The 14,841-nt window shown below is 70.0% G+C and carries 12 protein-coding genes; 6 read left to right on the top strand and 6 right to left on the bottom strand.

The window, feature by feature from the left end:
• The first annotated feature begins 239 nt into the window (after positions 1-239).
• From AB0K12_RS08270 to AB0K12_RS08255, 4 genes are read left to right on the top strand one after another with little or no spacing between them, the layout of a single operon-like run.
• Positions 240-1,358 carry a substrate-binding domain-containing protein gene (locus tag AB0K12_RS08270; protein WP_355422026.1) on the top strand — a complete coding sequence of 373 codons (1,119 nt, stop codon included), beginning with the start codon at positions 240-242 and terminating at the stop codon, positions 1,356-1,358.
• Positions 1,359-1,415: 57 nt separating this feature from the next.
• Complete coding sequence (locus AB0K12_RS08265) at positions 1,416-2,180, top strand: ATP-binding cassette domain-containing protein (protein WP_355422023.1); 765 nt, start codon at positions 1,416-1,418, stop codon at positions 2,178-2,180.
• Entirely contained in the window at positions 2,177-3,439 is a 1,263-nt protein-coding gene (locus AB0K12_RS08260) for an ABC transporter permease (protein ID WP_364556779.1), read from the top strand. The genes AB0K12_RS08265 and AB0K12_RS08260 overlap by 4 nt, the downstream gene beginning before the upstream one ends.
• 35 nt (positions 3,440-3,474) lie before the next feature.
• The gene (locus AB0K12_RS08255; RefSeq protein ID WP_355422017.1) at positions 3,475-4,680 is read left to right on the top strand and encodes an ROK family transcriptional regulator; all 1,206 of its coding nucleotides are present in this window, start codon (positions 3,475-3,477) and stop codon (positions 4,678-4,680) included.
• Positions 4,681-4,849: 169 nt separating this feature from the next.
• Here the strand turns inward: AB0K12_RS08255 and AB0K12_RS08250 are convergent, their stop codons facing one another.
• From AB0K12_RS08250 to AB0K12_RS08240, 3 genes are read right to left on the bottom strand one after another with little or no spacing between them, the layout of a single operon-like run.
• Complete coding sequence (locus AB0K12_RS08250; protein ID WP_364556775.1) at positions 4,850-5,599, bottom strand: neutral zinc metallopeptidase; 750 nt, start codon at positions 5,597-5,599, stop codon at positions 4,850-4,852.
• A 31-nt stretch (positions 5,600-5,630) separates the two neighbouring features.
• Positions 5,631-6,440 (bottom strand): neutral zinc metallopeptidase, encoded by an 810-nt coding sequence (locus tag AB0K12_RS08245; protein WP_364556772.1) that lies wholly within the window; start codon positions 6,438-6,440, stop codon positions 5,631-5,633.
• A 52-nt stretch (positions 6,441-6,492) separates the two neighbouring features.
• Positions 6,493-7,383, bottom strand: a complete 891-nt coding sequence (locus tag AB0K12_RS08240) for a neutral zinc metallopeptidase (RefSeq protein WP_364556769.1) — start codon at positions 7,381-7,383, stop codon at positions 6,493-6,495.
• A gap of 132 nt (positions 7,384-7,515) precedes the next feature.
• On the opposite strand from AB0K12_RS08240, the gene dxs reads away from it, so the two are divergent.
• The gene (gene dxs / locus AB0K12_RS08235; protein WP_364557752.1) at positions 7,516-9,396 is read left to right on the top strand and encodes a 1-deoxy-D-xylulose-5-phosphate synthase; all 1,881 of its coding nucleotides are present in this window, start codon (positions 7,516-7,518) and stop codon (positions 9,394-9,396) included.
• A 192-nt stretch (positions 9,397-9,588) separates the two neighbouring features.
• Positions 9,589-11,061, top strand: a complete 1,473-nt coding sequence (locus AB0K12_RS08230; protein WP_364556766.1) for an amino acid permease — start codon at positions 9,589-9,591, stop codon at positions 11,059-11,061.
• Between the two features lie 26 nt (positions 11,062-11,087).
• Here AB0K12_RS08230 and AB0K12_RS08225 read toward each other — a convergent pair whose 3' ends face one another.
• From AB0K12_RS08225 to AB0K12_RS08215, 3 genes are all read right to left on the bottom strand, one after another.
• Positions 11,088-11,471, bottom strand: a complete 384-nt coding sequence (locus AB0K12_RS08225) for an SSI family serine proteinase inhibitor (RefSeq protein ID WP_364363796.1) — start codon at positions 11,469-11,471, stop codon at positions 11,088-11,090.
• Between the two features lie 91 nt (positions 11,472-11,562).
• Positions 11,563-13,656 carry a 3-hydroxyacyl-CoA dehydrogenase NAD-binding domain-containing protein gene (locus AB0K12_RS08220; protein ID WP_364556763.1) on the bottom strand — a complete coding sequence of 698 codons (2,094 nt, stop codon included), beginning with the start codon at positions 13,654-13,656 and terminating at the stop codon, positions 11,563-11,565.
• Positions 13,653-14,816 carry a thiolase family protein gene (locus AB0K12_RS08215; protein ID WP_364557749.1) on the bottom strand — a complete coding sequence of 388 codons (1,164 nt, stop codon included), beginning with the start codon at positions 14,814-14,816 and terminating at the stop codon, positions 13,653-13,655. Before AB0K12_RS08215 ends, AB0K12_RS08220 begins: the two co-directional genes overlap by 4 nt.
• Positions 14,817-14,841 lie beyond the last annotated feature (25 nt).

Genomic DNA, 14,841 nt, shown 5'->3' with positions numbered 1-14,841 from the left:
CACACAGTGAGCGACCCGAAACGGCGTGATCGGGGCCTGTCGGCTACCTCACGTGACGGGCCCCGCGGGCATCACACTCCGGTACGGGCGAGCGTCGGGAAGGTTGATGTGACGTTTCTGGATTGTTACCCGAAACAACAAATCCACCTCTCCAACCCCCTTCACAACCGGTTCGTCCCGGAATACGTTGCCGCAAACAACATTCATCCGGGCCCCTCCGGAAGAAAGGACCCTGCACCATGCGCAAGGGGATCCTCAGCCTGACCGCCACGGCAGCAGCGCTCGCCCTCGGTCTCACCGCCTGCGGGGGCGACAGCGGTCAGACCACGACGTCGACCTCTGAATCGGCCACCGCGTCAGAAGCGGCCAAGGCCGGCAAGATCGGCGTCATCCTGCCGGACAGCAAGTCCTCCGCCCGGTGGGAGACGGCGGACCGCAAGTATCTGGAAGAGGCGTTCAAGGCCGCGGGTGTCGAGTACGACATCCAGAACGCCCAGAACGACAAGACCCAGTTCCAGACCATCGCCGACCAGATGATCACCAACGGCGCCACCGTCCTGATGATCGTCAACCTGGACAGCGGCACCGGCAAGACCGTCATCGAGAAGGCCAAGTCCCAGGGCGTGGCCACCATCGACTACGACCGGCTGACGCTGGGCGGCGGCGCCGCCTACTACGTCAGCTTCGACAACACCAAGGTCGGCCAGCTCCAGGGCGAGGGCCTGGTGAAGTGCCTGACCGACAAGAAGGCCGAGAAGCCGATCGTCGCCTACCTGAACGGCTCGCCGACCGACAACAACGCGACCCTGTTCAAGGACGGCTACGACGGCGTGCTCAAGCCCAAGTTCGACGCGGGCGAGTACGTCAAGGGCCCCGACCAGGCCGTGCCCGACTGGGACAACACCCAGGCCGGGACGATCTTCGAGCAGATGCTGACCCAGGAGCCGAAGATCGCCGGCGTGCTGGCCGCCAACGACGGTCTCGGCAACGCCGCCATCACCGTGCTGAAGAAGAACAACCTCAACGGCAAGGTGCCGGTGACCGGCCAGGACGCCACCGTCCAGGGCCTGCAGAACATCCTCTCGGGCGACCAGTGCATGACCGTGTACAAGGCCGTCAAGAAGGAGGCCGACGCCGCGGCCAAGCTCGCGGTCGCGCTGGCCAAGGGCGAGAAGCCCGCGGCGACCAGCAGCGTCAAGGACCCGGAGACGGGTCAGGACGTGCCTTCCGAGCTGATGGAGCCGCAGGCCATCTACTTCGACAACGTCAAGGACGTCGTGGCCGACGGTTACGTCACCAAGGAGGAACTGTGCAAGGGTGACTTCGCCGAGAAGTGCACCGAGGCAGGCATTCAGTAACGCGGCGGGGTACGGCCCGCGCCACGAGCGCGGCCGTACCCCCGTTTAGGGAGATCCATGACCCCCCTCCTTGAAGTGCGCGGGATCGACAAGAGCTTCGGCCCGGTGAAGGTCCTGCACGAGGTCGAGTTCGCCGCGTACGCCGGCGAGGTCACAGCGCTCGTCGGCGACAACGGCGCCGGTAAGTCCACCCTGGTCAAGTGCATCGGCGGCATCTACCCCATCGACGCGGGCACCCTGCTCTTCGACGGCAAAGAGGTGCACGTGCACAGCCCGCGGGACGCGGGCGAGCTGGGCATCGAGATCGTCTACCAGGACCTCGCCCTGTGCGACAACCTCGACATCGTCCAGAACATGTTCCTCGGCCGTGAGCGCAAGAACGGCGTCCTGCTGGACGAGGACAGCATGGAGGAGCTGGCCGAGCGCACGCTCAGCGGGCTGTCCGTCCGTACCGTCAAGTCCATCAGGCAGCAGGTCTCCAGCCTGTCCGGCGGACAGCGGCAGACCGTCGCCATCGCCAAGGCCGTGCTGTGGAACAGCAAGGTCGTCATCCTCGACGAGCCGACCGCGGCGCTGGGCGTGGCCCAGACCGCGCAGGTGCTGGAGCTGGTGCGCAGGCTCGCCGACACCGGCCTGGCCGTCGTGCTCATCTCCCACAACATGAACGACGTGTTCGCCGTCTCCGACCGGATCGCGGCGCTCTACCTCGGCAGGATGGCCGCCCAGGTCAAGACCTCCGATGTGACGCACGCGCAGGTCGTCGAACTGATCACTTCAGGCCGCAGCGGCGATCTGGGCCTCAAGAACGGGGTCACATCATGAACAAGGTCAAAGAACTACCCGGAGAGGCCATCGTCGCGGCCGCGCAGACTCCGTCGATCAAGAACAGCTTCCTCGCCTACATCCAGCGGGTGCGCGGCGGCGACATGGGCGCGCTGCCCGCCGTGCTGGGACTGGTCGTGCTCTGCACGGTCTTCGCCGTGGCCCGGCCGTCCTTCGTCACCGCGATCAACTTCGCGAACCTGTTCACGCAGGGCGCGGCCGTCACGCTCATCGCGATGGGCCTGGTGTTCGTGCTGCTGCTCGGCGAAATCGACCTGTCGGCCGGGTTCGCCAGCGGCGTCTGCGCGGCCGTGCTCGCCGTCACGCTGACCAACGCGGGCCTGCCCTGGTACGTCTGCATGCTGGCCGCCATCCTCACCGGCGTCATCATCGGCACCGTGCTCGGCAGCCTGGTCGCCAAGGTCGGCATCCCGTCGTTCGTGGTGACGCTGGCCGCCTTCCTCGCCTTCCAGGGCCTGGTCCTCGTGCTGGTCGACGAGGGCACCAACATCTCCATCCGCGACAGCGTGGTCGTCGCCATCGCGAACAAGAACCTGCCGCCGTGGCTCGGCTGGGCGCTCTACCTGGTGTGCGTGGCGGTCTTCGCGGCCGTGCAGCTGCGCCGGGCCAGGAACCGCACCAAGCGCGGCCTCGCCGCCGACCCGATCTCGCTGATCGCCTTCCGCGTCGGCATGCTGGCGCTGTTCGCCGGGCTCGCGGTCGCCGCGCTCAACCTCGAGCGCAGCCGCAACCCCGCGCTGGTCTCGCTCACCGGCGTGCCGATCGTGGTGCCGGTCATCCTCGTGCTGCTGATCGTCTGGACGGTGGTGCTGCGCCGCACCTCGTTCGGCCGGCACCTGTACGCGGTCGGCGGCAACACCGAGGCCGCCCGCCGGGCCGGCATCCCGGTCGACCGGATCAAGATCAGCGCGTTCGTCATCTGCTCCTCGATGGCCGCCATCGGCGGCATCGTGGCCGCCTCCAGAGCCAGCTCCGTCGACCCCAACACGGGCGGCAGCTCCGTCCTGCTGTACGCGGTCGGCGCCGCCGTCATCGGCGGCACCAGCCTCTTCGGCGGCAAGGGCCGGGTGCTCGACGCCGTGCTCGGCGGCGCGGTGGTCGCGGTGATCGAGAACGGCATGGGCCTCATGGGGTACGGTTCCAGCGTCAAATACCTGGTCACGGGGTCGGTCCTGCTGCTCGCGGCGGGTGTCGACGCTCTGGCGCGCAAGCGGGCGGCTGCCGCTGGTTTAAGGTGATCAGCGATCCGCAGCCCCTGAAGGAACCCCAGACCATGCGTGCCGGCCCTTCCCAAGAGGACATCAGGCGCCACAACCTCGGCGCGCTGCTCCGCCATGTCCATCTGGGCGGGCCGATCTCGCGGGCCGAGCTGACCTCGAAGATGGGGCTCAATCGCAGCACGATCATGGCGTTGACCTCCGACCTCACCGCCGCCGGGCTGGTGCGCGAGGAGCTGCCGCGCGAGACCGGCAGGGCCGGGCGGCCCTCGCTCGTGGTGCGGCCCGAGTCGGCGCGGGTCTACGTCTTCGCCTTCGACGTCGGCCCCGACCGGCTCGCCGTCGCGCGCGTCGGGCTGGGCGGGGTCATCCTCGACCGGCGTGAGGCCGTACGCGACCGCGACCGGTTCGAGCTGGACGAACTGACCGGGGTGCTGTCCGGGTTCGCCCGCCAGATGCGGCGCAAGACCAGGGACGACACCGTCTGCGTCGGAGCCGCGGCCGCCGTGTCGGGCGGCGTGCGCAAGGCCGACGGCGTCGTCAGTTTCGGGCCCAACCTCAAGGCCGAGGAGGTGCCGTTCGGCGAGGAGCTGGCGCGCCGGCTCGGCCTCGGGCTGCCCGTCAGCGTGGGCAACGACGCCAACCTGGCCGCGCTCGCCGAGCACAGCCGCGGTGTCGGCGTCGCCGTACGCGACCTCATCTACCTGCACGGCGACGTCGGCATCGGAGGCGGCATCATCTCCGGCGGCCACCTGATCGGCGGGCACGACGGCTACGGCGGCGAGGTCGGCCACATGGTCGTCAACCCCGGCGGGCGGGCGTGCGGCTGCGGGTCGCACGGGTGCCTGGAGGCCGAGGTGGGGGAGCGCACCCTGCTCGAGTCGGCCGGGCGGGTCTCGGACGGGCGGCAGGGGCGCGACGCCGTACGCGGGGTCGTCGAGGCGGCCGACCGCGGCGACATCGTGGCCCAGGAGGCGCTCAGCCGGGTCGGCGACTGGCTCGGGCTCGGCGTCGCCAACCTCGTCAACATCTTCAACCCCGAGATGGTCATCTTCGGCGGCGTCCTGCGCGAGATCTACCTCGGCTCCGCCGCCCAGGTCCGCTCCCAGCTCGCCCTGCACGCCATGGCCCACCAACGCGAACGCCTGCGCCTGCGCACCTCGGCCTTGGGCGACGCGGCCCCTCTGGTCGGCGCCGCCGAGCTGGCCTTCGCCCACGTCCTGTCCGACCCCTTGGAAGTACTGGCCCGCGCCAACGCCTGACTGCGAGGGAAACAACGCCCCCCAAGAACCAGCAGCGCAACGGCGCGAAAGCGGCGAGCCGCGCACACTCCGTCTCCTCTCCGAGGGACGAAAGCACGACGGCGGGGGAGCCGCGGACCTCGCGCAATCCCTCTTCTCTCCAGAAGGACGGAAGCCCGGCGGTGGGGGGTCAGGTTACTCGGTTGGTGGTGGCGGTCCAGGTGTTGCAGAAGCCTGTGGTGCCGCCTCGGTAGCCGCGGTCTTGCCACCAGGCTAAGTTGCGTGGCTTGCCGTGAATGTCGCTTTCGTCGGCGCGGCGGACGGCGGCCACCCAGTCTTTCCAGGAAATTCCTGGGCGGATGCTTTTCAGGGTGGCGCCGTAGAAAACGCCGGCGAAGCATTCGGCCTGCATCTCCAGGCGGTGGCTGAGCAGTTTCCTGGCCTTGGCGGAGGCGGGGGCGTACAGGGCGGCCTGGGCGTCGAGGACGCCGATGAGGTGCTGGACGTGGTGCCCCCACTCGTGGGCGACGGAGTGGGCGATGTTCATCCTGAACGGGTCACGCAGGTCGCTCTTCGTGATGCGGATGACGATGGTGCTCTGCTCGGGGCAGTACTGCGCCCCGCTGCCGGCGATCGTCCCGCACACGGAGTCCCGCCCGGTGGTGACGCTGACCGAAGGCGGCGTGTACGCCAGCCCGGCGGCGGCGAAGCGGGCTGCCCAGAAGCCGTCGGCGCAGGCCGCCATCGCCCGGTGGAAGGCCCTGAGCGAGGCCGCGCTGCCCGGCTCGATCCGGGGGATCGGGCAGCGGTGCGGGGTGACGTCCCCGCTCATCGCGCCGAGCAGCCCGGACGAGGGCACCTGGGCGGCGGCGCTCGCGGGTGGCGGCGTGAGGGGTCCCGCGACCGCGCACGCCGCCAGCGCTAAAAGGAAAAGGCGCATGATCGCGGATCATAAGCCTTCGAAGAGTGATTTACCGCACCCTGGCGTTGGAGCTCGTCCAGGTGTTGCAGACCCCGGTGGACTGGGACGTGAAGCCGCGCTGCAGCCAGAAGGTGTTGCTCTTGTCGCTGCCGTGCGTGTCGTCGGCCCCGCTGCGCACGCCGATGGCGTCGAGGGCGATGGGGTTGTGGGTGCCCTTGGCCAGGATGTTCCAGTCGGAGTCGGGCCGGCCGAGCGAGTCCCAGACGCGGCCGACGAAGACGCCGGACAGGCACTGGGCCTGCAGCTCGAGACGGCGCAGCGCGGCGTACGCGCGGTCCTCGTCACGCCCGCCGATGATCCGGTCGCCGGCCTTCATGATGCCGGTGAGCTGCTGGACGTGGTGGCCGTACTCGTGGGCGAGCACCTGCATCAGCGCCAGGTCGGTGGGCTCCTCGACGATGTTCGGGCTGAGCAGGAAGGTGATGGAGCGGTCCTTCTGGCAGTAGAGGGCCTGCGCGCCCCCGGGGAAGCGCCCGCACCGGGTCTTCGCGCCGACCTTGGTGACGATCGAGAACTTCGGCTTGGTGAAGCGGTGTCCTGCCTTCTTGACGACGGGGGCCCAGGCGCGGTCGAGGCAGTCCTTCACGGCCTCGAAGTACAGCTCGGCCTCCTCCACGCTGCCGGTGCGGACCTCGGGCTCCTCACAGGACCGTACGCCGGGCTTGCCCGCCTTGTAGAGCTTGTTCTTCGTCAGGACGGACGAGAAGGGAGCGGCCGATGAGGACGCCGCGTGCGCGGTTCCGGCGAACAGCACACCGGCCAGGGCGCCCGCCATGAGCGCTAAGAAGGGGATACGCATGAGACGGCACCCTAGTGAAGAAAGGAGCTCCAGGCGAAGAAATAACGCACTATCAGGTGACATTCCGCGGATTGGCGGCCCAGGTATTGCAGGCACCCGGCGTTCCGCGATTGAACCCCCGCGTCATCCACGCGGCCTGCGTCGGCCCCTTGCCGTGGTCGTTCTGCGGCCACCCCTTGGCGCCGTTCTTCCTGAACCAGCCCACCGTGTACGCCCAGTCGGCGTCGGTGACCAGCGACGTGCCCTTCATCGTGCTCATGAACACGGCGGAGAAACACTCGGCCTGCAACTCGGAATTACGCGACAGCTGCAGCCTCTTGGCCTTGCCCGCGACCGTGCGCGCCGCCCAGTAGTAATTCCAGATGCCGGAGACCTGCTGCACGTGGTGGCCGTACTCGTGGGCGATCAGCCGGGTGATGCCGAGCGGGAAAGGGTTGCGCAGCTGGTCCTTGCTGATCATCAGGTACATCGTGCGGTCGGTGGAGCAGTAGACGCCGTCGGCGCCGGTGTTCCACGAGCCGCAGGGCGTCTTGACCTTGCGGGTGATGATGCGCAGCCGCGGCTTGGCGAACGGCATCCCGGCCTTGCGGAACTGCGCCGCCCACGCCTTGTTCAGGCAAGCCGTCACGCGGGTCAGGAAGCGGCGGTAGGCGGGCATGCTCCCCCCGGGCAGGCTGCCCGGCTGGCAGTTCACGTCCGTGAGCCGGCCGGTCTTGTAGAGGGGGTTCGCGGTGGCCGTCGCCCGTCCGGCGACCGCGGCGCCCCCGTGCCTGCTCTGGCCCGCGCTGCCGGACGGCGCTGCGGGCTGCCGTCCTCCGTACGCGCGGTCGGTCGAGGTCGTGGCCACGTCCGCGAGCACCAGCGTCAAGGCGGCGGCGGCCAGCGCGAGGGCCACGCCTGCCGCGACGAGCGCCACGAGCCGGCCGGCGGGGACGGAGTTCATATGGTCCGCAAGACTAGGTCAAGATCGGACATTTGTGGGTGCATTTGACTTGATGGAGTCAGTGAGGCCTTTGCGAACTAGACTCTGGGGATCGGCGCAAAAGAGCAGAGGGGAGTCGCATCCGTGAGCGGGTTGCTGGGCTCGATCGAGGGACCGCACGACGTCAAACGGCTTGCCGTCGAGGAGCTGCCGCAGCTCGCCGGAGAGATCCGCGATCTGCTCGTCGACTCCTGCGCCAGGTTCGGCGGTCACCTCGGGCCCAACCTGGGCGTGGTCGAGCTGACCATCGCCGTCCACCGCGTCTTCGACTCCCCGAACGACCCGGTCATCTGGGACACCGGCCACCAGGCGTACGTGCACAAGCTCCTCACCGGCCGGGCGGCCGGCTTCGAGGCGCTCAAGCAGGAGGGCGGCCTGTCCGGCTATCCGAGCCAGACCGAGTCCGAGCACGACTTCGTCGAGAACTCCCACGCCTCCACCGCGCTGTCCTACGCCGACGGCCTGGCCAAGGCGTTCAAGCTGCGCGGCGCGCGCGACCGCACGGTGGTCGCGATCATCGGCGACGGCGCGCTGACCGGCGGCATGGCCTGGGAGGCGCTCAACAACATCGCGGCGTTCAAGGACCTGCCGGTCGTGATCGTGGTCAACGACAACGGGCGCTCCTACTCCCCGACGATCGGCGGCCTGGCCTCCCACCTGTCCTCGCTGCGGGTCAACCGCCGCTATGAGGACATGCTCGAATACGTGAAGGACAAGCTGGGCAACGTCCCGGTCCTCTACGACGCTCTGCACGGCTTCAAGAAGGGCGTGAAAGACGTCCTGGCGCCGCAGGTGATGTTCGAGGACCTCGGGCTCAAATATCTCGGCCCCATCGACGGCCACGACGAGCAGGCCATGGAGGCGGCCCTGCGCAAGGCCCGCGACTTCCGCGGCCCCGTCATCGTGCACGCCGTCACCCAGAAGGGCCGCGGCTACAGCCCGGCGGAGAACCACGACGAGGACCAGTTCCACTCGCCGGGCGCCTTCGACCGGGCCACCGGCGCGGAAAAGCCCAAGGGCCGCATCTGGACCAACGTCTTCAGCGAAGAGCTGGTCAGACTCGGCAAAGAGCGCGACGACCTGGTCGCGATCACCGCCGCGATGCTCCACCCGACCGGCCTCAACGCCTTCGCCGAAGCCTTCCCCGAGCGCATCTACGACGTCGGCATAGCCGAGCAGCACGCCCTCACCAGCGCGGCCGGGCTCGCGCTCGGCGGCATGCACCCGGTGGTGGCCGTCTACGCCACGTTCCTCAACCGCGCCTTCGACCAGCTCCTCATGGACGTCGCCCTGCACCGCCTGCCGGTCACGGTGGTGCTCGACCGGGCGGGCGTCACGGGCGACGACGGGGCCAGCCACAACGGCATGTGGGATCTGTCGATCCTCCAGGTCGTCCCCGGGCTCAAGGTCGCGGTGCCGCGCGACGGTGACCGCCTGACCGAGCTGCTGCGCGAGGCCGTCGAGGTCTCCGACGGCCCCACCGTGCTGCGCTTCCCCAAGGGCCCGGTCGCCGAGTCGCTGGAGGCGGTCGGCAAGCTGGGCGGGATGGACCTGCTGCGCGCGCCCGAGAGCGAGCCCGACGTGCTGCTGGTGGGTGTGGGCCCGATGGCGCAGGTCTGCATGGACGCCGCCAAGCTGCTCGACGCGCAGGGCATCGCCGCGACCGTGGTCGACCCGCGCTGGGTCAAGCCGATCGACGAGGCGCTCGTGACGGCCGCCGCCGCGCACAAGCTGGTGGCCGTCGTCGAGGACAACGGCCGGGTCGGCGCCGTGGGCGACGCGGTGGCGCGGCTGCTGCGCGACGCCGACGTCGACGTGCCCGTGCGCACCTACGGCATCCCGCAGCGCTTCCTCGACCACGCCAAGCGGGCCGCCATCCTCGGCAGGATCGGCCTGACCGGGCAGGACCTCGCCCGCCAGATCACCGAGGCGGTCGCGCGCCGCACCTCGGCCGCCGAGCCGGCCCGCCGCTGAAAGGCCGCCGAGCCGGCCCGCCGCCGAAGGGCCGCTGAGCCGGCCCGCCGGGCTCCAGCGCTGATCTGCCGCTGAGTTCGCCTCTGAGCCTGTCGCGGCGGTGATCGTGAGCGATCACCGCCGTGCATCAGGAGCTCCAGCGGAGCAGGCGCTCGCGAGAATGATCACTCTGGGTGGGGGAAGGATCACCCGGTGGACATCTTTCGCACGAAGAGCGTCGAACAGTCGATCCGCGACACCGAAGCCCCCGAGCACCAGCTGCGCAAGCGCCTGACCGCCACCGACCTCACCGTCTTCGGCATCGGCGTGATCGTCGGCACCGGGATCTTCGTGCTGACCGGACAGGTCGCCAGAGACGTGGCGGGCCCCGCCGTGGCGGTCTCGTTCGTCGTCGCGGGCATCGTGTGCGGGCTCGCCGCGCTGTGCTACGCGGAGTTCGCCTCCACCATCCCGGTCGCCGGGTCGGCCTACACCTTCTCCTTCGCGACCCTGGGCGAGTTCCCCGCCTGGGTGATCGGGTGGGACCTGATCCTGGAGCTGGCGCTGGCCGCCGCCGTGGTGTCGGTCGGCTGGTCGGGCTATTTCGCCTCGCTGCTGGCCTCGCTCGGCCTGGACCTGCCGGCCTCGATCGCGGGCTCCGATCCGGTGGTCAACGTGCCGGCCGTGCTGATCGTGCTGATCCTCACGGCGGTGCTGGTGGCCGGGATCAAGCTGTCCTCACGGGTCAACCTGATCCTGGTGATCACCAAGATCGCGGTGGTGCTGCTGGTGATCGTGGCGGGCCTGTTCTTCGTCAACGGCGCGAACTACACGCCGTTCATCCCCGATCCGATCTCCACGCCGCGCGTGGAGGGGCTGCAGGCGCCGCTCGTGCAGGTGCTGTTCGGCATCGAGCCGGTGGCGTTCGGCGTGATCGGCATCTTCTCGGCCGCGGCGATCGTGTTCTTCGCCTTCATCGGCTTCGACATCGTCGCCACCGCCGCGGAGGAGACCATCGAGCCGCAGCACGACGTGCCGCGCGGCATCATCGGCTCGCTGGCCATCTGCACGGTCCTGTACGTCGCGGTCTCGCTCGTCGTCGTCGGCATGCAGAAGTACAGCCAGTTGAGCGAGGCGGCGCCCCTGTCGGACGCGTTCATCTCGGTGGGCCAGCCGTGGCTGGCCACGATCATCAGCGTGGGCGCGATCGCCGGCCTGACGACCGTGGTGCTGGTGCTGCTGCTGGGCCAGACCCGGGTGCTGTTCGCGATGTGCCGCGACGGGCTGCTGCCGCGCTCCCTGGCGGTGGTGCACCCCACGTTCGGCACCCCGGCGCGCCTGACGATCATCATCGGGCTCGTCACGATGGCGCTGGCCGGGTTCGTCTCGTTCGGGGAGCTGGCCGAGCTGGTCAACATCGGGACGCTGTTCGCGTTCGTGGTCGTCTCGCTGGGGGTGATCATCCTGCGGCGGACGCGGCCCGACCTGCCGCGGGCCTTCCGGGCGCCGCTGGTGCCCGCGCTGCCGATCCTGTCGGTGCTGGCCTGCCTCTATCTGATGCTCAACCTGCCGGTGCAGACCTGGCTGCGGTTCCTGGTCTGGATGGCCATCGGGATCGTGCTCTACTTCGCCTACGGCTACCGGCACAGCAGGACCGCGGCCCCCTGGCGCTCCTCGGGTGAGTGAGGAGCGGCCAGAGGGCCAGGCGGTGGTCAGAGCGCGAGGACCGCTCCGGTGGCCGCGCGCATGTGGCAGCCGTTGACGTAGACCTTGCCCCAGCGCACGTTCTTGCCGTACCAGGTGCCGACGATCACGGCGGCGTGCGGCTGGAACTCGCGGGTGCAGGCGGCGTCGGGCTTGACGTTGAGCTTGGCGGGGTCGCCGCCGGCCTGCTTGAGCAGGCGGCAGGCGGCCCGCGCGTTGGGGTGGGTGCCGCCGGTGGGGGCGCAGTTGAGGTAGGCCGACTTGGCGCCGCCGCCCTTGACCCCGTAGACGACCTTGAGACGAGCCTTGGGGGCTGCCGCGGCCAGCACGGGGGAGGACGACGTGGCCAGGAGGGCGGCGCAGAGCATGAGGGTGCCTGCTGCTCTCATCATGGTTACTCTCCGTTCGTAGGACGGCACCAAACGCTACGACGGATCCGGTGAAGAGGAGAGGAGGTCCGCGTACGGACCTCCTCAAGCGAGCTTAAAATCGGGCCGGTACGGACGCCACGCCCGGCGCGAGGAAACGGGGCTTGGCGACGCCGGTGCGGTCGAGATACGGCGTGATGCCGCCGAGGTGGAACGGCCAGCCCGCGCCGAGGATCATGCACAGGTCGATGTCCTGCGGCGCCGCCACCACGCCTTCGTCCAGCATGATGCGGATCTCGCGGGACAGCGCGGCCAGCACCCGATCGCGCACCTGCTCGGCGGTGGACGGCGAGGCGCCGCCGGCGAACAGCGCGACCGCCTCGGGGTCGAGCGTGAAGTCGGGCAGGTAGACGCCCGGCTTGCCCGACTCGACGAGCTTGGCCATGTTCTCCGAGACGCCGAACCGGTCGGGGAACGCCTCGTGCAGCGTCTCGGCCACGTGCAGGCCGACGGCCGGGCCGACGAGCTGCAGCAGCGCGAACGGCGTCATCGGCAGCCCGAGGCCGTCGAGCGCGTGCTCGGCGGTCTCCAGCGGCGTGCCCTCGTCCACGGCCGCGACGACCTCGCCCATGAAGCAGGTGAGCAGCCGGTTGACCACGAACGCCGGGGCGTCCTTGACCAGCACCGACGACTTCTTCAGCGTCTTGCCGACGGCGAAGGCGGTGGCCAGCGTGGCGTCGTCGGTGGCCGCACCCCTGATGATCTCCAGCAGCGGCATGACGGCGACCGGGTTGAAGAAGTGGAAGCCGACCAGCCGCTCGGGATGCTTGAGGTCGGCGCCCATGGCGGTCAGCGACAGCGACGAGGTGTTGGTGGCCAGCACGCACTCGGCCGGGACGACGGCCTCGACCTCGGCGAACACCTGCTTCTTGACCGCCAGGTCCTCGAAGACGGCCTCGATGACGAAGTCGGCGTCGGCGAAGGCGTCCTTGGTGAGCGAGCCGCTGACCAGCGACTTGAGGCGGTTGGCCTGGTCGGCCGAGACGCGGCCCTTGGCGAGCAGCTTGTCCACCTCGCCGTGCACGTAGCCCACGCCCTTGTCCAGGCGGGCCTGGTCGAGGTCGGTCAGCACGACCGGCACCTCCAGGCGGCGGGCGAACAGCAGCGCCATCTGCGAGGCCATCAGCCCCGCGCCGACCACGCCGACCTTGGTGACCTTGCGGGCCGGCGACGGGTCGGGCGCGCCCGCGGGCCGCTTGGCACGGCGCTGCACGAGGTCGAAGGAGTAGAGCCCGGCCCGCAGCTCGTCGCTCATGAGCAGGTCGGCCAGCGCCTCGTCCTCGGCGGCGAAGCCCTCGTCCCTGGAGGCGGTCTCGGCCAGCGCGATCAGATCGAGCGCCCGGTACGGCGCGGGCGTGGCGCCCCGCAGCTTCATGTCCACCAGGAAGCGCGCGTCGGCCACGGCCTTCTCCCAGCCGTCGTGGGCCGGCCGCTCCACCGTCACCTCGCCCTTGACGACGCGGGCGGCCCAGCGCAGCGACTCCTCCAGGAAGTCGGCGGGCTCGAACATCGCGTCGGCGACGCCCAGCTCGTACGCCTCCCTGCCCTTGATCATGCGGTTGTTGGACAGCGGGTTCTCGATGATGAGCCTGACCGCCTTCTGCGGCCCGATGAGGCGGGGCAGCAGCTGCGTGCCGCCCCAGCCCGGCACCAGCCCGAGGAAGCACTCCGGCAGCGCCACCGCGGGCACCCCCGCGGAGATCGTCCGGTAGGAGCAGTGCAGCGCGATCTCGAGGCCGCCTCCCATGGCAGCGCCGTTGACGAACGCGAACGACGGGATGCCCAGCTCGCCGAGCCGCCGGAACACGTGGTGCCCGAGCGCGCCGATGGCCTTGGCCTCCTCGCGGGAGGTCACCGAGGCGGCGCCCTTGAGGTCGGCGCCGACGGCGAAGATGAACGGCTTGCCCGTCACGCCCACGGCCACCAGGTCGGTGCGCGCGGCGATCTCCGACAGGGCGCCGTTGAGCGCGAACAGGCCGTGCGGGCCGAAGGTGTTGGGCTTGGTGTGGTCGAAGCCGTTGTCCAGGGTGATCAGCGCCATCGTGCCCGCGCCGTACGGCAGCTGCACGTCGCGGACCAGCGCCTTGGTGACGACTTCGTCGGTGTTGCGCTCGCTCAGCAGCGACCGCCAGGTCTCGAACTCGCTCATGCCAGGTTCTCCCAGATCACGGTGCCGCCCATGCCCATGCCGACGCACATGGTGGTGATGCCGTAACGCACGTCGGGACGCTCGCCGAACTGCCGGGCGAGCTGCGTCATCAGCCGCACGCCCGAGGAGGCGAGCGGGTGGCCGTAGGCGATCGCGCCGCCGTACGGGTTGACGCGCGGGTCGTCGTCGGCGATGCCGAAGTGCTCAAGGAAGGCCAGCACCTGGACGGCGAACGCCTCGTTGATCTCGAACAGCCCGATGTCGGAGATGTCGAGCCCCGCCAGGCGCAGCGCCCGCTCGGTGGACGGGATCGGTCCGACGCCCATGACCTCGGGGTCGACGCCCGCGAACGCGTACGACACCAGCCGCATCTTCGGCGCCAGGCCCAGCTCCTCGGCGACCTCACTCGCGGCGACCACGCAGCCGGTGGCGCCGTCGTTGATGCCGGAGGAGTTGCCCGCCGTGACGTGCCCGTGCGGCCTGAACGGCGTCTTGAGCCCGCTCAGCCCCTCCATGGTGGTGCCGGGGCGGGGCGCCTCGTCCTCGACGGCCAGGCCCCAGCCCTTGTCGGCGGTCCTGATCGCGGTCGGCACGAGGTCGGGCTGGATCTTGCCGTCGGCGTACGCCTTGGCCGCCTTCTCCTGGGAGAGCACCGCGTACGCGTCGGCGCGCTCCTTGGAGATGGAGGGGTAACGGTCGTGCAGGTTCTCCGCGGTCATGCCCATGACCAGGGCGCTCGGGTCGACCAGCCGCTCCGACAGGAACCGCGGGTTGGGGTCGACGCCCTCGCCCATCGGGTGGCGGCCCATGTGCTCGACGCCGCCGGCGATCGCGACGTCGTACGCGCCGAACGCGATGCCGCCGGCGACCGTGGTCACCGCGGTCATCGCGCCCGCGCACATGCGGTCGATCGCGTAGCCCGGCACGCTCTTGGGCAGGCCGGCCAGCACGGCGGCCGAGCGGCCGATGGTCAGGCCCTGGTCGCCGGTCTGGGTGGTCGCGGCGATGGCGACCTCGTCCACGCGCTCGGGCGGCAGGCCGGGGTTACGCCGGATCAGCTCGCGGATGACGCGGACGACCAGGTCGTCGGCGCGGGTCTCCGCGTACAGACCTTTCGGCCCTGACCTGCCGAAAGGCGTGCGCACGCCGTCGACGAACACGACGTCACGAGAGGAAGGCACGGAT

Source organism: Nonomuraea sp. NPDC049419 (assembly GCF_040676995.1).
Classification (GTDB): domain Bacteria; phylum Actinomycetota; class Actinomycetes; order Streptosporangiales; family Streptosporangiaceae; genus Nonomuraea; species Nonomuraea salmonea.
This window is presented reverse-complemented; position numbering and strand designations above follow the sequence as displayed.